Annotated in this window: 23 protein-coding genes; 13 read left to right on the top strand and 10 right to left on the bottom strand. The window is 60.6% G+C overall.

The window, feature by feature from the left end; translation table 11 throughout:
* Positions 1-17: 17 nt before the first annotated feature.
* Both AC097P_RS11535 and AC097P_RS11530 read left to right on the top strand, forming a co-directional pair.
* Positions 18-926: a dienelactone hydrolase family protein gene (locus tag AC097P_RS11535; RefSeq protein ID WP_479610561.1), complete on the top strand. Its 909-nt coding sequence runs from the start codon at positions 18-20 to the stop codon at positions 924-926.
* Positions 927-1,051: 125 nt separating this feature from the next.
* Positions 1,052-1,918 (top strand): ZIP family metal transporter, encoded by an 867-nt coding sequence (locus AC097P_RS11530; RefSeq protein WP_479610560.1) that lies wholly within the window; start codon positions 1,052-1,054, stop codon positions 1,916-1,918.
* Between the two features lie 436 nt (positions 1,919-2,354).
* Here the strand turns inward: AC097P_RS11530 and AC097P_RS11525 are convergent, their stop codons facing one another.
* From AC097P_RS11525 to AC097P_RS11515, 3 genes are all read right to left on the bottom strand, one after another.
* Positions 2,355-3,251, bottom strand: coding sequence for a sulfurtransferase (locus tag AC097P_RS11525; protein ID WP_479610559.1), 897 nt, complete (start codon positions 3,249-3,251; stop codon positions 2,355-2,357).
* A 109-nt stretch (positions 3,252-3,360) separates the two neighbouring features.
* Positions 3,361-4,248: a DMT family transporter gene (locus AC097P_RS11520; RefSeq protein WP_479610558.1), complete on the bottom strand. Its 888-nt coding sequence runs from the start codon at positions 4,246-4,248 to the stop codon at positions 3,361-3,363.
* A gap of 46 nt (positions 4,249-4,294) precedes the next feature.
* Positions 4,295-5,503, bottom strand: a complete 1,209-nt coding sequence (locus tag AC097P_RS11515; RefSeq protein ID WP_479610557.1) for an aromatic ring-hydroxylating oxygenase subunit alpha — start codon at positions 5,501-5,503, stop codon at positions 4,295-4,297.
* A 265-nt stretch (positions 5,504-5,768) separates the two neighbouring features.
* Here AC097P_RS11515 and xseB point away from each other — a divergent pair, with 265 nt between their 5' ends.
* The 4 genes from xseB to AC097P_RS11495 all read left to right on the top strand — a co-directional run bounded on the left by xseB (position 5,769) and on the right by AC097P_RS11495 (position 10,284).
* Positions 5,769-6,041, top strand: a complete 273-nt coding sequence (gene xseB / locus AC097P_RS11510; protein WP_479611063.1) for an exodeoxyribonuclease VII small subunit — start codon at positions 5,769-5,771, stop codon at positions 6,039-6,041.
* Positions 6,042-6,046: 5 nt separating this feature from the next.
* Positions 6,047-7,027, top strand: a complete 981-nt coding sequence (locus AC097P_RS11505) for a polyprenyl synthetase family protein (RefSeq protein WP_479610556.1) — start codon at positions 6,047-6,049, stop codon at positions 7,025-7,027.
* 74 nt (positions 7,028-7,101) lie between these two features.
* A complete protein-coding gene (gene dxs, locus AC097P_RS11500; protein ID WP_479610555.1) occupies positions 7,102-8,988 on the top strand; it encodes a 1-deoxy-D-xylulose-5-phosphate synthase in 1,887 nt (628 codons plus the stop codon).
* Between the two features lie 216 nt (positions 8,989-9,204).
* Positions 9,205-10,284, top strand: a complete 1,080-nt coding sequence (locus AC097P_RS11495) for a TRAP transporter substrate-binding protein (protein ID WP_479610554.1) — start codon at positions 9,205-9,207, stop codon at positions 10,282-10,284.
* Between the two features lie 117 nt (positions 10,285-10,401).
* On the opposite strand, the gene AC097P_RS11490 is transcribed toward AC097P_RS11495, so the two are convergent.
* Genes AC097P_RS11490 through AC097P_RS11480 form a run of 3 tightly spaced genes read right to left on the bottom strand, consistent with a single transcriptional unit; the run spans position 10,402 to position 13,013 of the window.
* Positions 10,402-10,893, bottom strand: a complete 492-nt coding sequence (locus tag AC097P_RS11490) for a hypothetical protein (RefSeq protein WP_479610553.1) — start codon at positions 10,891-10,893, stop codon at positions 10,402-10,404.
* Positions 10,890-12,437: a TRAP transporter large permease gene (locus tag AC097P_RS11485; protein ID WP_479610552.1), complete on the bottom strand. Its 1,548-nt coding sequence runs from the start codon at positions 12,435-12,437 to the stop codon at positions 10,890-10,892. Before AC097P_RS11485 ends, AC097P_RS11490 begins: the two co-directional genes overlap by 4 nt.
* Before the next feature lie 36 nt (positions 12,438-12,473).
* Positions 12,474-13,013 carry a TRAP transporter small permease subunit gene (locus AC097P_RS11480; RefSeq protein ID WP_479610551.1) on the bottom strand — a complete coding sequence of 180 codons (540 nt, stop codon included), beginning with the start codon at positions 13,011-13,013 and terminating at the stop codon, positions 12,474-12,476.
* A 540-nt stretch (positions 13,014-13,553) separates the two neighbouring features.
* Between AC097P_RS11480 and AC097P_RS11475 the strand changes: the two genes are divergently transcribed.
* From AC097P_RS11475 to AC097P_RS11460, 4 genes are all read left to right on the top strand, one after another.
* On the top strand, positions 13,554-14,108 hold the full coding sequence (locus AC097P_RS11475; protein WP_479610550.1) for a ferritin-like domain-containing protein: 555 nt from the start codon (positions 13,554-13,556) through the stop codon (positions 14,106-14,108).
* Between the two features lie 51 nt (positions 14,109-14,159).
* Positions 14,160-15,563 carry a class II fumarate hydratase gene (gene fumC, locus AC097P_RS11470; protein ID WP_479610549.1) on the top strand — a complete coding sequence of 468 codons (1,404 nt, stop codon included), beginning with the start codon at positions 14,160-14,162 and terminating at the stop codon, positions 15,561-15,563.
* Between the two features lie 313 nt (positions 15,564-15,876).
* Positions 15,877-16,527 carry a diguanylate cyclase domain-containing protein gene (locus AC097P_RS11465; RefSeq protein WP_479610548.1) on the top strand — a complete coding sequence of 217 codons (651 nt, stop codon included), beginning with the start codon at positions 15,877-15,879 and terminating at the stop codon, positions 16,525-16,527.
* A gap of 125 nt (positions 16,528-16,652) precedes the next feature.
* A complete protein-coding gene (locus AC097P_RS11460) occupies positions 16,653-17,618 on the top strand; it encodes a DUF6920 family protein (protein ID WP_479610547.1) in 966 nt (321 codons plus the stop codon).
* 18 nt (positions 17,619-17,636) lie between these two features.
* Here the strand turns inward: AC097P_RS11460 and AC097P_RS11455 are convergent, their stop codons facing one another.
* From AC097P_RS11455 to crcB, 4 genes are all read right to left on the bottom strand, one after another.
* On the bottom strand, positions 17,637-17,915 hold the full coding sequence (locus tag AC097P_RS11455; RefSeq protein WP_479610546.1) for a hypothetical protein: 279 nt from the start codon (positions 17,913-17,915) through the stop codon (positions 17,637-17,639).
* Positions 17,916-17,983: 68 nt separating this feature from the next.
* Positions 17,984-18,538, bottom strand: a complete 555-nt coding sequence (locus AC097P_RS11450; RefSeq protein ID WP_479610545.1) for an NADPH-dependent FMN reductase — start codon at positions 18,536-18,538, stop codon at positions 17,984-17,986.
* 96 nt (positions 18,539-18,634) lie between these two features.
* Complete coding sequence (locus AC097P_RS11445) at positions 18,635-19,156, bottom strand: hypothetical protein (protein WP_479610544.1); 522 nt, start codon at positions 19,154-19,156, stop codon at positions 18,635-18,637.
* 56 nt (positions 19,157-19,212) lie between these two features.
* The gene (crcB, locus tag AC097P_RS11440; protein ID WP_479610543.1) at positions 19,213-19,596 is read right to left on the bottom strand and encodes a fluoride efflux transporter CrcB; all 384 of its coding nucleotides are present in this window, start codon (positions 19,594-19,596) and stop codon (positions 19,213-19,215) included.
* A 185-nt stretch (positions 19,597-19,781) separates the two neighbouring features.
* On the opposite strand from crcB, the gene AC097P_RS11435 reads away from it, so the two are divergent.
* The 3 genes from AC097P_RS11435 (at position 19,782) to AC097P_RS11425 (ending at position 22,632) form a co-directional block, all read left to right on the top strand.
* Positions 19,782-20,696, top strand: a complete 915-nt coding sequence (locus AC097P_RS11435) for a LysR substrate-binding domain-containing protein (protein WP_479610542.1) — start codon at positions 19,782-19,784, stop codon at positions 20,694-20,696.
* 121 nt (positions 20,697-20,817) lie between these two features.
* The gene (locus tag AC097P_RS11430) at positions 20,818-21,633 is read left to right on the top strand and encodes a putative hydro-lyase (RefSeq protein ID WP_479611062.1); all 816 of its coding nucleotides are present in this window, start codon (positions 20,818-20,820) and stop codon (positions 21,631-21,633) included.
* Between the two features lie 78 nt (positions 21,634-21,711).
* Complete coding sequence (locus AC097P_RS11425) at positions 21,712-22,632, top strand: TRAP transporter substrate-binding protein (RefSeq protein WP_479611061.1); 921 nt, start codon at positions 21,712-21,714, stop codon at positions 22,630-22,632.
* Positions 22,633-22,698: the final 66 nt, after the last annotated feature.

Here is a 22,698-nt window from a genome sequence, read left to right as displayed (position 1 = left end):
ATTGAAGGATTTAAGCGATGCTGACTCCAGACCAGAGAGACGAATTCAATGCCCTGCTGCCCGGCAAATCGACCGACACCGGCGCCACCCGCCGCACGGCGCTGAAGACCGCACTGGGCGTGGGTTACGCGGCTACCGCAATGCCCATCATGGCGCAGACGGCAATCAAGACGCCCGATACCGGCCTGGTGACCGGCACACCGGTATTTGAGGTGGAAAGCTACCCCGTCCCGTTTTATTACGCAGCCCCCGCTGGCAAGAAGAACCTGCCCGTCATCTTGGTGGTGCAAGAGATCTTTGGCGTGCACGAATACATTGCCGACACCTGCCGCCGCTTTGCCAAGGCGGGCTACCTGGCTATTGCCCCTGACTTGTACGCGCGCCAAGGTGACGCGAGCAAGTACGCCGACATCAGCAAGCTGATGTCCGAGGTGGTATCCAAGGTTCCTGATGCGCAGGTCATGGCTGATCTGGACGGCGCCGTCCAGTGGGCCGGCGAAAACGGTGGCAATACCAAGCGCGTGGGCATCACCGGGTTTTGCTGGGGCGGCCGCATTACTTGGCTGTATGCTGAGCAAAGCAAGAACGTGAAGGCAGGCGTGGCCTGGTATGGTCGGCTGGTTGGTACTGCGTCTGCCACAACGCCCAAGCATCCGGTGGAGTTGGCAACCGATTTGAAGGCGCCCGTGCTGGGTCTGTATGGCGGGCAAGACGGAGGCATCCCGCTGACCACGGTCAATGAGATGAAGGACGCGCTGGCCGCCGCTGGCGCCAAGGGCAACAAGGCCGCCAAGGCCTCGGAGTTTGTGGTGTACCCTCAAGCCCCGCACGCCTTTCATGCGGACTACCGCCCCAGCTACCGCAAGGAAGCTGCGGAAGACGGATTCCGCCGCGCGCTGGAGTGGTTCAAGGGTCACGGCGTCTAAAGGTCGTCTGCTGCCCCGGCGCAGGATTTTTTACCTGCGCCACCTGAACCGCCCCCTGGGGCGGTTTTGTTTTTATTTATATGTGTTTTGGGGCTGTAGCCCCCGAGGGATGAGCGTAAGCAGCTATGACTTTGATAGCAATATTGATAGGAACCCTGGTCGCTGGCATTGGCTCCGTGTGGCTGGCCGCAGCCTTGAGCTTCGGCATCTTGGCCCGCTACACGCAGCACATGCTGAGTTTGGCCGCTGGCGCGCTGATGGCCACAGCCTTCTTGCACCTGCTGCCCGAGGCGTTCGAGGGCGCTGTGCGTCCTGGCGACCTGTTCCTGACCCTGTTGCTGGGCCTGGTGTTTTTCTTTCTGCTGGACAAAGCCGAACTGTGGCACCACGGCCATGAGCACCACCACCCCCAACGCCGCGACGGCGACCACGACGCCGAAACCCATCGTGGTCACGAAGACCATGCCCACCACGACCCTGCACACCACGCCCATGCCTCCCAGGGACACGCGGGCCACAGCCATGGCGGTGCGTCGTCCCAGCCCGGCAGCTGGGCCATCCTGACCGGCGACAGCGTGCACTGTTTCGGCGACGGCATTCTGATTGCCTCTGCCTTCATGGCCGACATGCGCCTGGGTGCCATCGCCGCGCTGGCCGTGTTGGCCCACGAGGTGCCGCACCACATGGGCGACCTCTTGGTGTTGCGCTCCGGCGCCAGCAACAAGCGCATGGCCCTGGTCAAGGTGTCGCTGGCGGGTGCGGTCACCGCGCTGGGCGGGCTGGTGGGGTATTGGCTGGTGGATTCACTGCACGACTACCTGCCGTACTTTCTGGTCGTGGCGTCCAGCAGCTTTGTGTATGTGGCGCTGGCGGATTTGATTCCTCAGCTGCAGAAGCGGCTGTCTTTGAGGGAGACGGTGGCGCAGGTTACGTGGTTGGGGTTGGGGATGGGGTTGGTTACGGTTATGAGTCGGTTGGCGCATCATGGGTAGGCTTACTGCTGCTTTTTCCAACTTCGTTATTTCCTCACCTTCCCCACTCTCCCCACTCTCCCCACTCTCCCCACTCTCCCCCGCCCTCTCGCCCCGCCGGGCGAGAGGGAGCCTTAACAGCCGTATCTGGGCTTGTTACCGAAGGGGACACCTACAGGGTGAGGCTAAGACCGCTGTTGCAGTGATTGCAATTGCAACGTGCCGTGTTGCACGGCCTTCCCCGGGAAGGCCGTTCAGGCCAGTTGCCCTAGCGGGCTGCCCGTGTTGGCCAAAGCGCGTGTACGTCCCACCTTTGAAGACGCGGCCAAATATGGCTGTTCAGGCTCCCCATCGCCCGGCGGGGCGAGGGGGCTGGGGGGAGTGGGGAAGGTGAGGAAAAAACGAAGTTGGAAAAGCCAAAGTAAGCCGCGAAACCAACGTCAAACAGAAAGAAATCTCACCCCTGCGCAACAGGCCGGGAAGGATCGCAACACCACTCACTCCAACTCCCCGCAAACAACGCCGTCCGCCCCAACCCAGCAACCTCCATTGCAATGATGTTCGGCACCGCGCTAACCCCGCTACCGCAGTGGTGCACCACCGTCTCCGGCGAGCGGCCGCCCAGCAGCGCATCAAACTCTGCACGCAACTCCGCAGCCGGCCGAAAGCGCCCATCTGCACCAATGTTCAGGTTGAATGGCCGGTTCAGCGCGCCAGGGATGTGCCCCGCCACAGGGTCCAGCGGCTCCACCTCGCCGCGAAAGCGTGGCGTGGCGCGTGCATCGATGATGGTCTGACCACCCGGTCCGGCAGACTTGCCAACCTTGCTTGCTACAGTATCAATAGCGACTAATCTAGTCTTGGCAAGGGCTAGAACGTAATTTGATGCATGGCATTCAGCTGTGGGGCCGCTTTCTACTGACCCACCAGCCGCTTGCCAGGCTTGCAGACCCCCATCCAGCACGGCCACGTTTTCATGGCCGGCCCACTTCAGCATCCACCACAGGCGGCCGCAGTAATTCGCGCCCTGGCGGTCATAAACGACGGCCTGCTGCGTGTTGTCAAAGCCGACCGAACCCAGCCACGCGGCAAAGGTCTCGCGCGCGGGCAGCGGGTGGCGCCCGCCAGATGCGCTGCTGCCGGGCACGGGTTTGCCTGTAATCGGGTCTTTGGCGGCGCTCAGGTGTTTGTCCAGATGGGCGTAGACGGCGCCGGCGATGTGGGCCTCGGCGTACATCGCCTCACCGGCCTGCGGGTCGGTCAGCAGAAAGCTGCAGTCAAACACGGTATGGGGTTGGCCGCTGGCACGCAGGGCCTGGAGTTGGTCAACCGAGATCAGGGTGGTGTAAGCCATAAGTACCTTTCTTAACGCAGAACTTGAGTGCCGCAGGGCCGCCCCAAGGCACGAGCGCCCCCTTGGGGGGCAGCGACCCGCGCAGCGGTGGAGCGTGGGGGCCACATCTTCAGTGATCTTCGGCCGGGGTGTTGGGCAGGGCGCGCGAGCGCAATATGGTCGCAAGAATACCGCTGGCCACGATGACGGCAATGCCTGCCCAGCCGATAGGTGCTATGCGTTCGTCAAACAGCGTCACACTGTAGATGGCGGAGAACACAATGCCGGTGTACTGCATGCTGGCCACGACCAGCGTGGCGCCAGAGCTGTAGGCGCGGGTCATGCACCACTGACCCAGCGAAGCCAAAACCCCAATCGGTACCACCCAGGCCGCAGCCGTCCCGCCGACCTGAGCCCACGGCGTAAACCCGGTGTAGACCGATCCGACCGCACCCACCACGGTGGTGCCAATGGCGAAATAGAAGACCGTGCGCAACTCGGGCTCGCCTGCCTTGCCCAGCGCCGTCACCTGCAAGTAGGCCAGCGCCGCACCAATGCCCGACAGCAGACCGATGACGCCAGCAAACAACTGGTCCTGGTCAATCGTGGGTCGTAGCGTCATGATCACCCCAGCAAAACCTAGCAGCACGGTACCCATCAGCGGGCCCTGGCGCTGGGGTTGGCCGTAGAGCAGGGCACCGCCGACGATAAAGGCTGCGACCCACACGCCGCTCATGTAATTCAGCGTCATCGCCGTGGCAAGCGGCAAGTGGGCAATGCCGTAGAACCAGGCGCTCAATGACAGTACGCCCACGGTGCTGCGCCACAGGTGCATCATCGGCACGGGGGTTCGCAAGGGGGTGCCGCGGGCACGCAGCACGACTGCCATGAAGACTATGCTGACGATGCCCCGGTAAAACACCAGCTCCATCGTGCCAAAGCTGGAGGACGCGAACTTGATTCCGACTGCCATCGTGGCAAACAGAAACGCGCCCAATACCATCCACAAGGCTTGCACTATGTGGCCCCCACGCTCCGCTGCGGCGCGGGTCGCTGCCGCACGCTCACACCTTGCCCATTTGGCGGCGGTACCAGCTATGGAAGTGCGGCATGCCGTCTTCCATCGGCGTCTGGTATGGCCCTGCCTCATCATCGCCGCGGGCGTAGAGCGCTGCGCGGCCGGCATCCATACGTTCACCGATCTCGTCGTCTTCCAGGCAGGTTTCGTTGTAGGCGGCTTGCTGGGCTTCGACAAACTCGCGCTCGAACGCGGCAATCTCTTCGGGGTAGTAAAACTCGACCATGTTCATGGTTTTGTTAGGCCCCATGGGGTGCAGCGTGGACACGGTCAGCACATGCGGATACCACTCCACCATGATGTGGGGGTAGTAGGTCAGCCAGATCGCACCCTGCTGGGGCGGCACGCCATTGCGGTAGTCCAGCAGCGCCTTTTGCCAGCGCGCGTAAACGGGCGAGCCGGCACCGGCATCGGCACGGGCCAGTTGCGCGGCTGCGCCTACCGTTTGCACCGAGTAGTTGTCGGCAAACTGCCAGCTGAGGTCATCGCAAGTCACGAATTTGCCAAGGCCGGGGTGGAATGGGCCTACGTGGTAGTCCTCCAGGTAGACCTCGATAAAGGTCTTCCAGTTGTAGTTGCACTCGTGCATGACCACCTTGTCCAGCACAAAGCCGTCAAAGTCCAGCGCCGCGCGTGGGCCCATGCCGGCCAGATCAGCCGCCACATTGCGACCGTTTTGCTCAAACAGCAGACCATTCCACTCCTGCAGCGGGTAATTCTTGAGGTTCAGGCAGGGGTCTTGCTCGAAGTGGGGTGCACCGATCAGCGTGCCGGCCGGGGCAGGGGTGCCGCCGGAATGTGGGCCGTTGTGGGCGCCGGTGTTGGCGCCGCTATACGTCCAGCGGTGCAGCGGGCACACGATATTGCCGCCTGCGCTGGCGACGCGGCGGCCGTTGTCGCTGGCAGGGTGGATCAGTGAGTCACGGCCCTTGAGCATCAGCGCCTGGCGGTGGCGGCACACGTTGGAAATCAGCTCCACAGCGCCGGCGGCATTGCGCACCAGGGCGCGCCCCTCTTGTTCTTGCGGCAAGGCGTAGTAGTCGCCCACGTTGGGCACACTGAGAGAATGCCCCACATAGCGGGGCCCGTTCTGGAAGATAGTTTGCATCTCGCGCTGGTACAGCGCGGTATCAAAGTAGCTTGAGACTGGTAGTTGTGACGGAGTGCCTGTAGTTGACTCTGTCGAAACCCGCATGGTTAGCGGCTTTGCGGGTTTTTTGACTCTCGGGGAGTAGTCACTTCTGCACATTGTTTGCACAATTCTCGGTCCTATAGATGCAAAACCCCCGTTGCCGGGGGTTAGCTGCCCCCGTTACCGGGAGGCGTTGAGGCAGCTACCTTGAGAGCTGCCTAGGGGTGTGGATTGTACCCCGGGGCACAATGCCCCTGTGCTCCAGGCCCCGCCAAGCGCCTAAAATCGCGTTTTGCAGATTTCTGCCCCATTCCTATTCCACCCGTCCATGCCCAAGGCCCCCGCCACATCCGATACCGCTACCCCAGTCGTTCCAGCGGCTGCAGCCGCCGCCATGCCCGCCACCTATGAGGCCGCACTGGGTGAGCTGGAGCAACTGGTGGGGCAGCTTGAGTCGGGTGCCATGCCGCTGGACCAGTTGCTGTCGGGTTACCAGCGTGGCGCGCTCCTGCTGCAGTTTTGTCGCGACAAGCTGCAAGCCGTCGAAGACCAGATCAAGGTCTTGGACGACGGCACGCTGAAGGTCTGGAAGCCACAATGAGTGTTATGACCGCTGAAACCGCCACTCCCGCGCCCCCGCACGCTGCTGCACGCCAACCGCAGGGCTTTGACCTGGATGCCTGGAGCGCCATCCGCCTGGCCCAGGTCGAGCAGGCTCTGAGCCGCTGGGTTACAGCCGACGTGCCGCAGGGCTTGAGCCATGGCGCACCGGCGCAGCTGGTCGAAGCCATGCGCTACTCTGTGCTGGACGGCGGCAAGCGCCTGCGCCCGCTGCTGGTGCTGGCCGCGCACGAGGCCGTGTGCCAGGGTGACGGCGCCACTACCCGCGAGGCCGCACTGCGTGCCGCCTGCGCCGTGGAACTGATCCACGCCTATTCTTTAGTCCACGACGATATGCCCTGCATGGACAACGACGTGCTGCGCCGGGGCAAACCCACGGTGCATGTGCAGTTTGGCGAGGCCAGCGCACTGCTGGCTGGCGACGCACTGCAGGCCCTGGCCTTTGAGTTTCTGACCCCGCAAGACGGCTCGGTGCAGCCTGCCACGCAGGCCCGCCTGTGCGGCCTGCTGGCGCGCGCCGCCGGTAGCGCGGGTATGGCCGGCGGCCAGGCCATCGATCTGGCCAGCGTAGGACTGCCCTTGACCGAATCGCAATTGCGCCAGATGCATGAACTCAAGACCGGCGCGCTACTGCAAGCCAGCGTCGTCATGGGTGCCCATTGCGGCGCACCCGGCGCCCAGGCGCTGCAGGCCCTGCAGAGCTATGGCGCTGCCATGGGTCTGGCCTTCCAGGTTGTGGACGACATCCTGGATGTGACGGCCGACTCCACAACCTTGGGCAAGACCGCCGGCAAGGATGCCGACAACAACAAGCCCACCTATGTGTCGCTGATGGGTTTGCAGGCCAGCCAAGCCTATGCGCAGCAGCTGTTGAGCCAGGCGCTGACTGCGCTGGACGCCAGCGGGTTGGCCCACACCGACGCTCTGCGTGCGCTGGCCAACATGGTGGTCAACCGTGCACACTGATGACCGATTGCCTTCAATAAATCAGCCGCTAGCCCTCGTCCACCGTGCGTAAGCAGCTACTAAAAATATAGCAAATGTCAAACCATAAATACCCCCTGTTGCAGACCATCAATGACCCGCAGGACCTGCGCGAGGTGCCGCGCGCCCAACTGCGCGAACTCAGCGACGAGTTGCGGGCCTACCTGCTGGACAGCGTCGCGCAGACCACGGGACACCTCAGTTCCAACCTGGGCACCGTGGAACTGACGGTGGCCTTGCACTATGTCTACAACACGCCCGAAGACCGCATTGTTTGGGATGTGGGCCACCAGACCTATCCGCACAAGATACTGACCGGACGGCGCGACCGTATGTCTACGCTGCGCCAGTTGGGCGGCCTCAGCGGCTTCCCGCAGCGCAACGAGAGCGCCTACGACACCTTTGGCACGGCGCACTCCAGCACCTCCATCTCGGCAGCATTGGGTATGGCGCTGGCTGCCAAGCACAAGGGCGAAAATCGCCACGTGGTTGCCGTCATCGGCGACGGTGCGATGACGGCCGGCATGGCCTTTGAGGCACTGAACAACGCCGGCGTGTCGGATACCAATTTGCTGGTCATCCTGAACGACAACGACATGAGCATCAGCCCCCCGGTGGGCGCGCTGAACCGCTACCTCGCCCAGTTGATGAGCGGCCGCTTCTACGCTGCTGCCAAAAACGCCGGCAAGACCGTGCTGAAGGGCGCACCACCGTTGTTTGAACTGGCCAAGCGCATCGAAGAACACGCCAAGGGCATGGTCGTGCCTGCGACATTGTTCGAGAAATTTGGCTTTAATTACATCGGCCCCATCGATGGCCACGATCTCGATTCGCTGATCCCCACGCTGGAAAACATCAAGCAGTTGAGTGGTCCGCAGTTCCTGCACGTGGTGACCAAGAAGGGCAAGGGCTATGACTTGGCCGAGGCCGACCCGGTGGCCTACCACTTTCCCGGCAAGATAGACCTGGCAGTGGGCGTGCAAAAGCCCGCCGTGGCGCCCAAGACCACGTTCAGCCAGGTGTTTGGCCATTGGCTGTGCGACATGGCCGAAGCCGATCCGCGCCTGGTCGGCATAACACCGGCCATGCGTGAAGGATCGGGCATGGTGGAGTTTCACAACCGCTTCCCGGACCGCTACTACGATGTCGGCATCGCCGAGCAGCACGCGGTGACCTTTGCCGCCGGCATGGCTTGCGAAGGCCTTAAGCCCGTGGTGGCGATCTACTCCACATTCCTGCAGCGCGCCTATGACCAACTGGTGCACGACGTAGCCATCCAGAACCTGCCGGTCGTGTTTGCGCTGGACCGCTCCGGTCTGGTCGGTGCAGACGGCGCCACGCACGCCGGCGCATACGACATTGCCTACCTGCGCTGCATACCCAACATGAGCGTGGCCTGCCCGTCGGACGAGAACGAATGCCGCCGGCTGCTCAGCACCGCGTTCGCGCAAAACCACCCGGTAGCCGTGCGCTACCCGCGGGGCGCTGGCGTTGGTGCGGTACAGCAGGCTGGACTGGAAGGCTTGCCGTTTGCCAAGGGCGAGATTCGCCGCCAGGGCAAGGGCATTGCGATACTGGCCTTCGGCACCGTGCTGCATCCGGCGCTCGAAGCCGCGCAGGCCCTGGGCGCCACCGTCGTCAATATGCGCTGGGCAAAGCCGCTGGACACCGAACTGCTGCTGCAGGTGGCGCGCAGCCACGATGCGTTGGTCACTGTCGAAGAGGGCTGTGTGATGGGCGGTGCCGGCAGTGCCGTGCTCGAGGCTTTGGCCGCTGCCAATATTGCTGTGCCCGTACTGCAGTTGGGCCTGGAAGATACTTTCATCGAACACGGTGACCCTGCGCGTTTGCTGGCCTTGCAGGGGCTGGACGCTGCCGGTATTCAGGCTTCGGTCGCACGCCGCTTTGCTGCACTGCTGACACCGGTTGCGCGGGTGGCCTAAGGTATTGGCCTACCGTCTCCCACCGCGTGTAGATTTCTGCTTGTAAGTCCCATTGCTTTCAGAATCCTGAAGGGCTGCGTTTGCGGCGGTTTTCGAGGGAAAACCCCCACGGTTGCCACAAGGCAGCTTCCTACAATCCCGTTTGACTCATGCCAGTCCTTGCTGCACGGAATTCCCGCGCACCGAGATTGTTGAAAACCTATCTGGAGTACACGAATGGATCGTCGTTCAATCATCAAAAACGTTGGCATCGCCGGCGTTTTGGCTGCGGGTGTCGCACCCGCCGTGCATGCGCAGGCCGCTGTGCGTTGGCGCCTGTCGTCGAGCTTCCCCAAGGCCCTGGACACCATTTTTGGCGCTGCAGAAGTGTTTGCCGCCAAGGTCAAGGCTATGTCGGGCGGCAAGTTTGAAATCTCTACCCACGCGGGCGGCGAAATCACGCCACCGTTTGGTGTCGTCGATGCCGTGCAACAAGGCTCCGTTGAGTGTGCACACACCGCGCCGTACTATTTCTTCGGCAAAAATGAAGTGTTTGCGCTGGGTTGCGCCATTCCCTTCGGCCTGAACAGCCGCCAGATGACGGCCTGGATGTATGAAGGCAATGGCCTGAAGCTGATGCGCGAGTTCTACGCCAAGTACAGCATGACCAGCTTCCCCATGGGCAACACGGGTGCCCAAATGGGTGGCTGGTACCGTAAGGAGATCAAGTCGGTCCAGGACATCAAGGGCCTGAAAATGCGTATCGGCGGTTTTGCCGGCAAGGTGCTGTCGCCCATGGGCGGCGTGCCCCAGAACATCCCCGGCGGTGAAATCTACACCGCGCTGGAAAAGGGCACCATCGATGCGGCCGAGTGGGTGGGTCCGTACGATGACCAGAAGCTGGGCTTCAACAAGGTCGCCCCTTATTACTACTACCCCGGATGGTGGGAAGGCGGTCCCCAGCTGGATCTGCTGATCAACCAAAAGGCCTTTGACGCACTCTCGCCCGAGTACAAAGCGATTGTGGAAGCCGCAGCCGCCTACGCCCACACCGACATGCAGGCCAAGTACGACGCCCGCAACCCTGCTGCGCTGAAGCAGTTGGTGGGTGCTGGCACCAAGCTGCGCCCCTTCCCGAACGATGTGATGGCGCTGGCGTTCAAGGAAGCAATGGCACTGTATGCCCAGCTGAACGACACCAACCCCGACTGGAAGGTCATCTACGCGGACTACGCCAAGTTCCGTGCCGATTCCAACCTGTGGTTCCGTTTTACCGAGGCACGCTTCGACAGTTTCATGCAGTCGCAAAAGTTGTAAACGCTTGGGGACAGATCGTCAGATCTGTCCCCAACGGATGAGGGGCAGCAGCCCAACAAAAAACCGCGCACCGCGCGGTTTTTTTATCAGTGTTTGTTCTGGGGCGTCAGTAGCAAGTCAAACCTGCACAGACCGCTGCTTCAGCGTTTGTTCAATGCGCTGAAATTCGTTCAGCATCGCGGGGGAGATAGCGTAGAAGCAGGCCAGCTTGTTGGAAAAGGTCCGGGTGTAGAGGCGGGGCGCAATCAGCCACTCCAAGCCCCGCACGCGTATCAGTTTGGCATAGGCCAGCTCATGCAGTTCTACCCGCTTGCGCCAGACCCAGGTCTGTTGCAGGCCGGTCTCGTCCAGCGTGGTCAGGCCATTCAGGATGTGCCACACGGTGTACGACATCATGCCCAAGGCCGCCACCAGCCAACCGCTGGAGCGCAGCGACCAGTCCAGTACGCCGGTGCTCCACATATGTGCGGCCCAGGCCAGCGCCATGGCGATGAGCCCAGCGGCCAACAGCTTGAATGGGCGAGAGAACGCCGGGCAAACCATGGGTCCGCCCGGTAGCTGAAAGGCAAATGCCGGGGTGAGTGCGGGAGCGGCCAGCGCCATCGTCATTTCTTGAACAGTTCGTCGATCTTCTTTTGCTCGTCGTCGGCCGCTTTCTCGGCGGCAGCGCCTTCCAGTGGTGCAGAGCCTGGGGCCGGCGCTTCACCGGGCTTCATGTCGGCGTTCGGTACAGGTTCTTCGGCCGGCATTTCGATCTTGACCTTGTCAATGTCGATCTCCACCTTTTCATCCAGGAACATGGTCACCGACTGCGGTACAAAGATCACGACGATGACCAGGATGACCTGCATCAGCACCCACGGTATGGCGCCCATGTAGATGTCGTTGGACTTCACTGGCACCGGGATGCGCTTGTCCTTGAACAGCGTGTCGGCAATGCCGCGCAGGTAGAACAGTGCAAAGCCAAACGGCGGGTGCATGAAGCTGGTCTGCAGGTTGACGCACAACAGCACGCCGAACCAGATCAGGTCGATGCCCATCTTGTCGGCCACCGGTGCCAGCATGGGCACGATGATGAACGCGATCTCAAAGAAATCGAGGAAGAAGGCGAGGAAGAATACGAACACGTTGACCACGATCAGGAAGCCAATCTGCCCGCCGGGCAGGCCGGTCAGTAGATGCTCAACCCATTTGGCACCGTCCACGCCCTGGAACACCTGGCTGAACACCCGTGAACCGATCAGAATGAATACCACCATGGCCGTCAGGCGCATGGTGCCGCTCATGGCGTCCCATAGCAGGGCTTTGGTCAAGCGCTTGGACATGGCGGCCAAAATCAACGCGCCGACAACGCCCATGGCACCCGCTTCGGTGGGGGTGGCAACAGCGGAGTTCTGGAATGGCAGGCCACCCATGGAGCCCAATACCATGAAGATCAGCACGGCCGAGGGGATGATGCCGCGCAGGCATTTCTTCCACAGCGCCCAGCCGTTCAGAGTGCGCTCGGTGACAGGAATGGCGGGCAGGTAGTCCGGCTTGATTCGGGTCAGCGCAAAGGTGTAGATCGCAAACATGGCCACCTGCAGGATGGACGGACCCCAGGCGCCCTTGTACATATCGCCCACAGGTCGGCCCAACTGGTCAGCCAGCACCACCAGCACCAACGACGGAGGCACCAGCTGCGTGATCGTGCCCGACGCCGCAAGCACGCCGGTGGCGTAGCGCATGTTGTAGTTGTATTTCATCATCACCGGCAACGAGATCAGCGCCATGGCAATGACCTGGCCTGCCACGGTACCGGTAATGGCACCCAGGATGAAGCCCACGATGATCACCGAGTAGCCAATGCCGCCGCGCTTGGGCCCAAACAGCTGGCCCATGGAGTCCAGCATGTCTTCTGCGAGTCCGCACTTCTCCAGAATGGTCCCCATAAAGGTGAAGAACGGGATGGCCAGCAGCAATTCGTTGTTGAGGATGGAGAAAATTGCAATTGGCAGGTTGCCCATGAAGGCAGCCGGAAACCATCCCATCTGGATGGCAAAAAACCCGCTGGCCAGGCCTAATGCGGCCAGCGAAAATGCGACTGGAAAACCAATCAGCATGATGACGATCAAGCCCGCGAACATGATCGGGGGGAAATGTTCCATTTGCATATCGAGTTCCTGAGTGTCTTGTTCTGGTGCGTGCGGCTATTGCAGAGGCTTTTCGTAGTGCGTGTCCATTTCGTACTTGCCTTGCAGGTAGGCCACGCGCTTGACGATCTCGGAGAGCCCTTGCAACAGCATCATGCCAAAGCCAAGGGGCAGGGCCATCACTGCCGGCCAGCGGATCAGGCCGCCGGCGTTTTGCGACATTTCGCCGGAGGTGTAGGTATTTAGGAAATAGCCCCAGGACAGGACCATCAGCAGCGTCACTACCGGCAGCAGGAAGACGGTCAGGCCAAACAGGTCGACATAGACCGGGCCATTGCCCTTGAGCTTGCCGTAGATCAGGTCCACCCGAACGTGTTCGTTTAGCTTCAGCACGATCGGCGCGCCCACCATGACCATGTAGGCAAACAGGTACCACTGGATTTCCATATAAGAGTTGGAGCTCCAATCCCAGCCATAGCGCACAAAGGCGTTCAGTGCGCTGATCAGTGCTGCAAACAGCACTGTCCAGGAGGCTAGAACGCCAAACTTTTCACTGATCCAATCCATTCCCTGCGCGAGCTTCAAGAGTGCGGTCACTGTGTTTCTCCATCTACTTGATTGTTAACGGGCAGGCGTGGGCATTGCCCCGCTTGCGACCCGCCAATGGTGCCCGAAACGGCTGTAAAAAACCTGACACGTGGACTTGGTGTTTACCCTTGCGATGGCTTGGGCTTTGCTAAGAACGGGGTTGTTTTGCCGGCTTCGCTGCGTGTGGGGGCGCACAGACCCTGGGCCGCAGCCTACCTAGGATGGGTGGCATGAACCGACAGACCGTCCATAGAGTAAATTTTGTGTTGTATTCGCCGCACCAGCTGGTGACCAGCGATGGCGCTGGCTTTTGGTCGAACGACCAGGGTTGGGTGGAATTCAAGGCCGCTACCAAATTCACTGCGGAAAGCGTGCCGTTTTGCAACCTGCCAATTTCTGACGGCCAGGACGCGAAATGGATTATGTGGGAACCGGAGCGCTCGACCGTGCATGCAGACACTGCATCGTCTGTGCAAATTTGTTTTCCCCTCTCTGCCTAGTCAGTAGCTAGCAGCGCATTTTTTCTAACTTTACTTCAGCGAGATAGCCATGCCAGATAACACCAAGCCTCCTTTGACCAGCGTTGATACCTTGCGCCGCGACGCCCGAGCGCATATCGAGCAGGGGGCAGTCACCGCCGACTACTCTGCTGACCGCGCCAAAGTCATCCAATTGCTTAACGAAGCCCTGGCTACCGAATTGGTCTGCGTGCTGCGCTACCGCCGCCACCACTTTATGGCCCGCGGCATCCATGCGCGGGGAATTGCAGAAGAATTTTTGGCACACGCGAACGAGGAACTAGGACACGCCGATTTGTTGGCAGAACGTATTGTGCAATTGGGTGGCGAACCCGATTTCTCCCCGGACAGCTTGAGTGGCCGCAGCCACGCCGAGTATGTGGCTGGTGACACGCTCGTCGACATGATTCGCGAGAATCTGGTCGCTGAACGTGTGGCGATTACGAGCTACCGCGAAATGGTGCGTTACCTCGGCCATGACGACCCTACTACCAGCAACATGTTGAAGTCCATTCTTGCAGTTGAGGAAGAACATGCTGACGAGCTTGCCGACCTGCTGGAGGATTTGCCACAATCCGAGCATTAGCCGCCGTGCGCGTGCAGTCGCGCGTTGTCGGCACTTGCACAAGGAGTTGCGATGACCGCTACCAGTAGCACAAGCCAGCATCAGCGCATGGAGCACGACTCCATGGGAGACATCGCGGTTAGCGCTGATGCGCTGTGGGGCGCCCAGACGCAGCGCTCATTGCAGCACTTTGCAATCTCCACAGAGCGAATGCCGCAGGCTTTGGTGTTTGCATTGGCACGCACCAAGCGCGCCGCTGCCCATGTGAACTGCGAGCTGGGCCTGCTGGATGCCGCGGTAGCCGACGCCATCGCGCAAGCGGTAGGCGAAGTGTTGGCGGGCGAGCACGCTGATGCGTTTCCGCTATCGATCTGGCAGACAGGCTCTGGCACGCAAACCAATATGAACATGAACGAGGTTTTGGCCAACCGCGCCTCGGAAATGCTGGGTGGTCAGCGGGGCATGGGCCGGCTGGTGCACCCCAATGACCATGTCAACATGGGCCAGTCGTCCAACGACATCTTTCCCACCGCCATGCATTTGGCAGTGCTGATGGAAATGACAGAGAGCCTGCTGCCGGCACTGGATGCGTTGCAGTCCACGTTGATTGCGAAAGCGGATGCGTTCGCCACCATTGTCAAGATGGGGCGCACCCATTTGCAAGATGCCACACCCATCACGCTGGGACAGGAGGTATCGGGTTGGGTTGCGCAACTGGTGCACGCGCAGGAGGCCATCGAGCGCAGCCTGTCGCCGTTGATGGAACTGGCCGTAGGCGGAACGGCGGTGGGCACCGGCTTGAACACCCACCCCGAATTTGGTGCGCGTGTAGCGGCGCGGCTGGCGTGGGAGTCGGGCTTGGCACTACGCAGTGCTGACAACCACTTCGCAGCGCTGGCCGCCCACGACGAAATGGTCAGCGCGCATGGTGCGCTCAAGACACTGGCCGTTGCGTTGATGAAGATTGCCAATGATGTGCGCTGGCTGGCAAGTGGCCCGCGGGGAGGTTTGGGCGAATTGCGCCTGCCGGAGAACGAGCCAGGCAGCTCCATCATGCCCGGCAAGGTCAACCCGACGCAGTGCGAAGCATTGACCATGGTCTGTTGCCAGGTCATGGGTAACGACGTCGCACTGGGCATCGGCGGTGCCATGGGCAACTTTGAGCTCAATGTGTTCAAGCCCTTGATCATCCACAATTTCTTGCAAAGCGTGCGCCTGTTGTCCGACGCCATGCTCAGCTTTGATCGCCATTGCGCCCAGGGGCTGGAGCCGGACCGTGCGCGGATTGCTGAGCTGGTGGCCCATTCGCTGATGTTGGTTACCGCGCTGGCCCCGCACATTGGCTACGACAAGGCGGCTGCTGTTGCCAAGCACGCACACCAATACGGCACGTCGCTGCGCGATGCCGCATTGGCGCTGGATGCGGTCAGCGCCGCTGATTTTGACGCCTGGGTGGTGCCGCAGAGCATGGTTTGACTGCGCGCACACCGCGTTGGGAAAACGGGTGAAATCTGCTGAAGTACACGCTGCAGTCACTGCTGCATAGTGGGGCAGTGGTTCCCACGCTATGGAGCGTATACGCACCCAGCGTCACGACCACGTTGTTATAGACAACGCCATTCGTGACCACCGAGTCCGCGTATGGGCTCATCAAAACCGCGTAACCATACTGCTGGGTGCCAAATAGATCGGGTTCGTTCGCACTGCAGCCGTCAGGGAGACTAGCTTTGTAAGAAAGTGTTGTAGAAATAGCAATTACGGCGTGTTGCGCCCAGAATCGCTTGTAACCATGCAGCACACCTTCTACCTGTACGTCCTTGCGGCGTTGTCATTGGTTTTTGCGTTGCTTGCGCTGCATTTGGCCTTGCGGCTGCGGCGGGTCACCGAGCGCAATACACGTCTCAAGAAGTATTTGTTCAAGTTGAAGGATGCCGAGCGCGCATTGCGAAAGAGCGCCTTTTTAGACCCATTGACGGGGTTGGCCAACCGACTTTTGCTGATGGATCGTTTCGAGGTGGCCATGCGCCACGCGCGCCGCAACCGAAGGAAGTTTGCTGTGCTGATGCTGGACCTGAACAAGTTCAAAGCCATAAACGATACCTTCGGACACGCGGCGGGCGATAAAGTCCTCGTCACGGTTGCCCAGCGTCTGGTTTCCATGGTCCGTGAGTCCGACACTGTCGCCCGACTCGGTGGAGATGAATTCGTGTTGATCGTCGAGTCGATCACGGAGCGATCACAACTGGAGACATTGGGCAACAAGCTGGTAGACGTGTTGTCGCAGAACCTGGTGCTGGATTCTGGCGTCACCGTAGCGGTGGGGGCAAGTGTTGGTTATGCCTGGTACCCACGGGACGGCGACAACCTGCGGGACATTCTGGACGTGGCAGACCAGGCGATGTACACCTGCAAGACGTCGGGGCTGATGCCACTTGCTTAGTGCCTCGTCGCGCCCTCGTGCTGGGCATGAAGACCGCCGCAAGAGTCTCCCCATGGTTGGCTTTTGGCAAAACGCGGTAAGCTCCACCCCCGCCCTGATCCCCGTGGGCATACCCCTCGACTTTCATGACCACCGAAAACAAACTTCCACATGACCGTGACGTGAACAAGGTTTTGGGGGATTTCGTCGTACCCAGCTACGCGCCTGATCAGCCGCTTAGGAAGTGGGCGCCGCTGAAATGGGCTGTGCGCAGTGCGATTGCATTGGCGCTGCTGAGTCTCGCATTGGGTTTGTGGTCCAACGTGCGCTGGGCCAGGGACGCGGACGCGCGCTTGCAGGTATTGGAGGCTGCTTCGCCACCTGCCAAGCCGCAGCGCTATGACGATGAGGAGCTGCGAGGCCTGCCGCCAGTGGTGCAGCGCTACCTGTCGCAGGCGCTCAACATGTACCAGCCCATGGTTCGCAAGCTGTATCTAGAGCAGACGGGCACCTTCAACCGCAGCAGCACCCCCGGCACCGAGCAGTGGGAGCCGTTCGCCGCCCGCCAGCGCGTTGCGACCAAGAGACCCGGTTTTGTATGGGATGCGGCGGTCAAGGTCTCGCCCGGCATCACGGTGCGCATCGTGGACGCGTATGTGGCGGGAGTGGGCACATTGCAGCCCTCGGTGTTTGGCTTGATTGATGTGGGTGGTGTCGAGGGCAATGCGGATATTGCGCGCGGGGAGCTGATCCGTTACTTTGCCGAGAGTGTCTGGTACCCCACGGCACTGTTGCCCAGCCAAGGCGTGCAGTGGAAGGCGGTGGATGCGCATTCGGCGCAGGCCACATTGACCGACGGTTCGCTGACGGTGAGCCTGGTGTTTACCTTCAATGCGGACGGCTGGGTGGAGTACATCCGCAGTACCGAACGCAGTGCGTTGCTAAACGGTGCGATGGTGCCGATGCCGTGGGAGGTACGTCTGTCCAGCTACCAACTGCACAGCGGCATGCAGGTGCCAATGCAGGCCGAGGTAGCGTGGATCGTGCCCGGGGGACGTTGGCCTTACTGGCGTGGCAGGGTCGAGAAGCTCGATTACGAGATGCCCCGTTAGATGTCACGCGTTACTGCGTTATTGGCCTGCCAACAGCAGTAACGGTGCTTCCGCGGTTAGATTTTTGTTGGTGGCATCAAGGCTCTGGCGGCAATTTTCCGTCGCGCTGCGACCGGCCATTGCATTACAGCGCATCAACGCGGCCGTGTGTGTGGCCATAGCCTGGCGGCGCACTTCAGCAGCCTTGGTGGCACTGCTGACTACGGCGTAGAAGACCACTAGCAAACCCACCACCAGAACCGCGACCAAGGGCACGGTCCACACGGGCTCCGATACGTTGTTGTGCGTCAACTGCATGATATATCCCTTCAAAATTTGCTATGGTTGTGATAGCGGGTTACGCTTGTCCTACACGGGCTACAGGCCTATTGGCCTATGGTTTTCTTGACCCAGCCGAGATATGCGTCCATCCAGCTTTGCAGAAACTTGCGGCTGCCTTCGCCTATACGCCCGCTGTCGTCAAACAGATCGTCCTTGGCCTGTATATAGGCCTCGGGCTGACCTAGCGTGGGCACATCCAGATAGGCCAATACATTGCGCAGGTGCTGCTGCGCCATCGCAGTGCCCATGGCGCCGACCGATACGCCAAGCACCCCGGCTGGTTTGCCCGCCCACGCGCTCTTGCCATAGGGGCGTGAGGCGTGGTCGATGGCGTTCTTCAGTACGCCGGGGATGGAACGGTTGTATTCGGGTGTGATGAACAGCAGGCCGTGCGCTTTTTTGATCTCTTCCTTCAGCCGCTGCACGGACGCTGCGGGCCGGTCATCGTCGTCCTGGTTGTAGAGTGGCAGATCATCGATCTCTGACTGCTCAAACGTGAACTCCTCCGGGGCCAGCAGAGCCAAGCCGTGGGCCAGTTTGCGGTTAAACGATTCGCGGCGCAGGCTGCCGACGAAGACGGCAATGGTGTACTTCTGCATGGTGGCAAGTCTTAGCTTCTAAAGACTCCATGCTGCGCCCTCGCGGCGGCGCTTACCGTGCTGTAGCGCACTCACCCACCGTCAGCAAATAATTGTTTAAGGCTTGTTGAGAATCGCGTCACGCAGAGCGCGCAGCAATGCCTTCAGCGCCAGTACCGACGCCTGCATGGTGCGCCACGGGGCGGACGCCTTCATCTGGGCAATCAGGCCATCTTTCCAGGGCTTCCAGCGACCGTAGAGCCGCGCGAACCAGGGCAGTTGCATGAGAGCCGGCTGCGTTAATGCAAACAGCCGAGCCACGGCCGCCGTGCCCAGCATCTTGGCCGCCAGCACCACGGTGAGGCCCAGCACGGTGTGGCCGTTGCTTATCCAGTACAGTGCCAGCAGCTTGATCGGCAGCAGCATTAGTGCGGGCACAAAAAAGGCCAGCAACGCGGCGTAGGGTGGCAGGCGGGCGATCAGCGCCTCCATGCGCGCCCACAGTGGAAGGCGGGAGAGGCGGCCTATCAGCCGTTGCAGCGGCTCCCAACCCCATTCCTCAAAGATCAGCACCAGTGCCAGCACCGGCCCGAGTGACAGGTTGAACAGGCGTCGCAGCAGTCGTTTGAGGTGGGACATAGGCTGCTTAGTGTGCCGGATTCACAGCCCGGTGCAAAGCCACACGCTGCGAACGGCTATGCCGGTGCGAGCCAATGGTTGGCGGTCCAGATGCCGGCCACGGTCAGCAACAGCGAGCCGGCCACATGCACACCGGCTGTGCCCAACGCTAGTGCGTAGCGTTGCTGCAGCAGCATGGTGACCACCTCGGCGCTAAAGCTGGAGAACGTGGTCAGACCACCCAGAAAACCAGTCACCAGGGCCAGGCGCCACACCGGGTCCAGTTGCGGCATGGCCTGGAACACCGCGACACAGATACCGATCAGGTAGCCGCCGACCAGGTTCGCCGCCAAGGTACCCCAGGGAATGACAGCGCTGCTGGGGCTGAGCCACAGGCCTAGGCCCCAGCGCCCTAAGGCGCCGACGCTGGCTCCGACACAAATCGCAAGGATAGAAATCATGGTCCCAGTTTACTGACTTGCTTCTTTTTGCCCATCACCCGGTCGGGCAGTATGGCGTGTCGGTCATGCTTTGCAGCACAACGGGTTGAAGCCCACCGAGGGTGTAATTCCCAAGGCTGAGGGGTTGGGGTAACAATAGCAGCATACGAGCAAATTCTCGCCAAGAACACGCCAAGTGCCATGCCATGAACCTGCGGTTTGTTGAAGCTTTCTACTGGGTCGCCTCGCTCAAGAGCATTTCGCGGGCGGCCGACAAATTGTTCTTGACCCAATCGGCCATGTCCAGCCGCATCTCCACGCTGGAGGAAGAGCTGGGGGTGCTGCTGCTGGACAGGCGCGATAAGCAGTTCAAGCTGACCACGCCCGGCGTGCGTTTCCTGGCTTATGCGCAACGTCTTTTGGAGCTACAGCGCGAGGTCAAGGCCGAGATGGGCTCGGGGGCGCCGATGGCCGTGTCCATGCGCATTGGCGCCATCGAATCTGTATTGCACTCGTGGCTGATACCGTGGCTGGAGAAGCTGCGCAACGACCAGCCTGGCTTGGAGTTGGAGCTGACGGTGGAAACTACCCCCATTCTGATGGACCACATCCAGCGCGGCACGCTTGACCTGGTGTTTGCGGTGCTGCCCGCATCGGCCGACGGCGTGCGCAATCGCGCGCTGCCGGCGATGGAAATGGCTTTCGTGGGCCATCCTGTGTTGCATAAAAAAAGAAAGTATCGGCTCGATGAACTGGCCGAGATGGAGTTGTTGACCTTCCAAAAGGGCTCGCATCCTCACGTCGCGCTGCTGGATCTGTTCCGCCAGTACCGGATGGAGCCCAAAAGGGTGCATGCCATCTCGTCGATTTCGGCCATGGTCCAACTGGTGCAGGGTGGCTTCGGTGTAGCCCTATTGCCCCGCGTCGCATTGCAGCGCCTGACGGGCTTTGCCAGTCTCAAGTTGTTGACATGCGATGCCAAATTGCAGGCGCTGCCCATACATGCCAGCTACCGCACCGACCCCTCATCGAATGCAGTAGAAACGGTCGTCAAGTCCGCGATGGCCTTTGTCGACGGTGCATACGGCGCACCAAAAAAGACGACAAAGGGTAAACCCTAGCCATCGAAAAAATCGATGGTAATAGCAATATATTTCTAATTTGCGGAACACAGCATGCGCTTCCACAATTCGCCCATCGTCATCGAATTGGCATGTGAATTGAGGAAGTCCCGTGAGCTCTGTGTCGCAATCCATCGCATCGGTTTTCAGCGCTGAAGCAGCCAAAAGCGCACAGCGGGTGCGGTCCCAAATCCGTAGCGGCGCCTGGCACTCGCATACCAGCGGCCTGGCCAGTGACCACGTGCAGGGCAATGTCGTCATATTGCCCGAAGTGCTGGCAACTGACTTCATGCGCTACTGCCAGCGCAACCCCAAACCTTGCCCGCTGTTGGCCGTGTCCGAGCCCGGTAACCCCTCGTTGCCCAGCCTGGGAGTAGACGTCAATATCAGCACCGACCTGCCGCGCTACCGCGTCTGGCACCACGGTGTAGTTGTCGATGAGCCAACAGACATCTGCGCCATTTGGCGCAACGACATGGTGAGCTTTGTGCTGGGCTGCTCGTTCTCGTTCGAGCAAGCTTTGCTGGAGGCGGGCTTGCCACTGCGTCATATCGAGCAGGGCTGCAACGTGGCCATGTACCGCACCAATATCCAGACCCAGCCGGCCGGCGTGTTCAGCGGCCCCATGGTGGTGTCCATGCGGCCCATGAAAGCTGCAGCAGCCATCCGTGCCGTGCAGGTGACGTCGCGCTTCCCGAATGTGCATGGCGCTCCGGTGCACCTGGGAGACCCGGCGCTGATCGGCATCCGTGACTTGTCCACACCCGATTACGGCGACGCGGTCGAAGTGATGGCCGACGAGATCCCGGTGTTCTGGGCTTGCGGCGTTACGCCGCAAGCCGCACTGGCGCAGGCCCGCCCCGCGCTATGCATCACGCATGCGCCGGGCGCGATGCTGATCACCGATTTGCTAAACCAGCAACTCGCTTCGTTTTGAAGCCACAACTCCGGAGGTCCCTTGAAAACATCTGCACTGACTTTGGCCCTTGTCCTTACCGCGACCCTTGCACCTTCAATGGTTTGCGCGCAGGTGAAGTGGGACCTGCCAACCGGATATGCCACCAATACGTTCCAGACCGAAAACGTGCAGCAGTTTGCCGATGATGTGGCCAAAGCCACGGGTGGAAAACTGAAGATCACAGTGCACGCTGGCGCGACACTTTACAAAATGCCTGAGATCAAGAAGGCCGTTCAGTCGGGCCAAGCCCAGGCCGGAGAATTCATCCTGTCCGCTTATTCGAATGAAAATCCCCTCTTTGGCGTGGACTCCATTCCCTTCTTGGCTTCCAGCTACGGCGCTGCTACCCGGCTGTACATAGCGGCGAGGCCGGCCACCGAAAAGTTGTTGGACAGCCAGGGCATGAAGCTGCTGTTTTCCGTACCGTGGCCCGGCCAGTCTCTGTATTCCATCAAGCCCATCACCAGGCTAGAGGACTTCAGGGGTACCAAGATGCGAACCTATAACCCTTCAACGACCAAAATCGCAGAAATGTTGAAAGCCCAACCTGTGACCATCCAACTGGCAGAACTGGGTAAGGCTTTGGCAGCCGGTTCAGTTGACAACTTTTTGACATCCAGCGCCAGCGGCATCGACAGCAAACTCTACGAGCAAGCCAAGTACTTCTACATTGTGAACGCATGGTTGCCCCGCAATGCGACGGTAGTCAACAAGAAGGCTTTTGAAATGTTGGACAAATCGACGCAAGACGCTGTGGTAGCGGCTGGCAAAGCGGCGGAAGAGCGCGGCTGGGCTATGAGCAGAAAAATAGATGCAGCCTATATCAAGGAGCTGAATAAGAAGGGCATGACAACAGGCCTGTCGACCGACGAAGTGCGTGAAGGCATGAACACCATTGGCGACACCATGGTCAGGGAGTGGATGGCCTCAGCCGGCCCAGACGGCATTGCGATCATTGAAGCCTACAAAAAACGTTGATCCATATTTCAAACTGAGCTGAACCCGAGACTTGATCCGTAAGGTCAGTTATTCGGAAATTATCTT

Source organism: Rhodoferax sp. ZS1R8, from assembly GCF_056521325.1.
Note: the sequence above shows the minus strand (reverse complement) of the source record. Positions and strands in the feature narration are given on the sequence as shown.

Coding starts and splice junctions, on each gene's coding strand:
- AC097P_RS11525 (WP_479610559.1), bottom strand. CDS start 3,251: ATGGCTTACACCACCCTGATCTCGGTTGACCAACTCCAGGCCCTGCGT.
- AC097P_RS11515 (WP_479610557.1), bottom strand. CDS start 5,503: ATGCGGGTTTCGACAGAGTCAACTACAGGCACTCCGTCACAACTACCA.
- AC097P_RS11465 (WP_479610548.1), top strand. CDS start 15,877: ATGCAGCACACCTTCTACCTGTACGTCCTTGCGGCGTTGTCATTGGTT.
- fumC (WP_479610549.1), top strand. CDS start 14,160: ATGACCGCTACCAGTAGCACAAGCCAGCATCAGCGCATGGAGCACGAC.
- AC097P_RS11495 (WP_479610554.1), top strand. CDS start 9,205: ATGGATCGTCGTTCAATCATCAAAAACGTTGGCATCGCCGGCGTTTTG.
- crcB (WP_479610543.1), bottom strand. CDS start 19,596: ATGATTTCTATCCTTGCGATTTGTGTCGGAGCCAGCGTCGGCGCCTTA.
- AC097P_RS11475 (WP_479610550.1), top strand. CDS start 13,554: ATGCCAGATAACACCAAGCCTCCTTTGACCAGCGTTGATACCTTGCGC.
- xseB (WP_479611063.1), top strand. CDS start 5,769: ATGCCCAAGGCCCCCGCCACATCCGATACCGCTACCCCAGTCGTTCCA.
- AC097P_RS11445 (WP_479610544.1), bottom strand. CDS start 19,156: ATGTCCCACCTCAAACGACTGCTGCGACGCCTGTTCAACCTGTCACTC.
- AC097P_RS11425 (WP_479611061.1), top strand. CDS start 21,712: ATGGTTTGCGCGCAGGTGAAGTGGGACCTGCCAACCGGATATGCCACC.
- AC097P_RS11455 (WP_479610546.1), bottom strand. CDS start 17,915: ATGCAGTTGACGCACAACAACGTATCGGAGCCCGTGTGGACCGTGCCC.
- AC097P_RS11450 (WP_479610545.1), bottom strand. CDS start 18,538: ATGCAGAAGTACACCATTGCCGTCTTCGTCGGCAGCCTGCGCCGCGAA.
- AC097P_RS11505 (WP_479610556.1), top strand. CDS start 6,047: ATGACCGCTGAAACCGCCACTCCCGCGCCCCCGCACGCTGCTGCACGC.
- dxs (WP_479610555.1), top strand. CDS start 7,102: ATGTCAAACCATAAATACCCCCTGTTGCAGACCATCAATGACCCGCAG.
- AC097P_RS11490 (WP_479610553.1), bottom strand. CDS start 10,893: ATGACGATGGCGCTGGCCGCTCCCGCACTCACCCCGGCATTTGCCTTT.
- AC097P_RS11535 (WP_479610561.1), top strand. CDS start 18: ATGCTGACTCCAGACCAGAGAGACGAATTCAATGCCCTGCTGCCCGGC.
- AC097P_RS11530 (WP_479610560.1), top strand. CDS start 1,052: ATGACTTTGATAGCAATATTGATAGGAACCCTGGTCGCTGGCATTGGC.
- AC097P_RS11435 (WP_479610542.1), top strand. CDS start 19,782: ATGAACCTGCGGTTTGTTGAAGCTTTCTACTGGGTCGCCTCGCTCAAG.
- AC097P_RS11460 (WP_479610547.1), top strand. CDS start 16,653: ATGACCACCGAAAACAAACTTCCACATGACCGTGACGTGAACAAGGTT.
- AC097P_RS11485 (WP_479610552.1), bottom strand. CDS start 12,437: ATGCAAATGGAACATTTCCCCCCGATCATGTTCGCGGGCTTGATCGTC.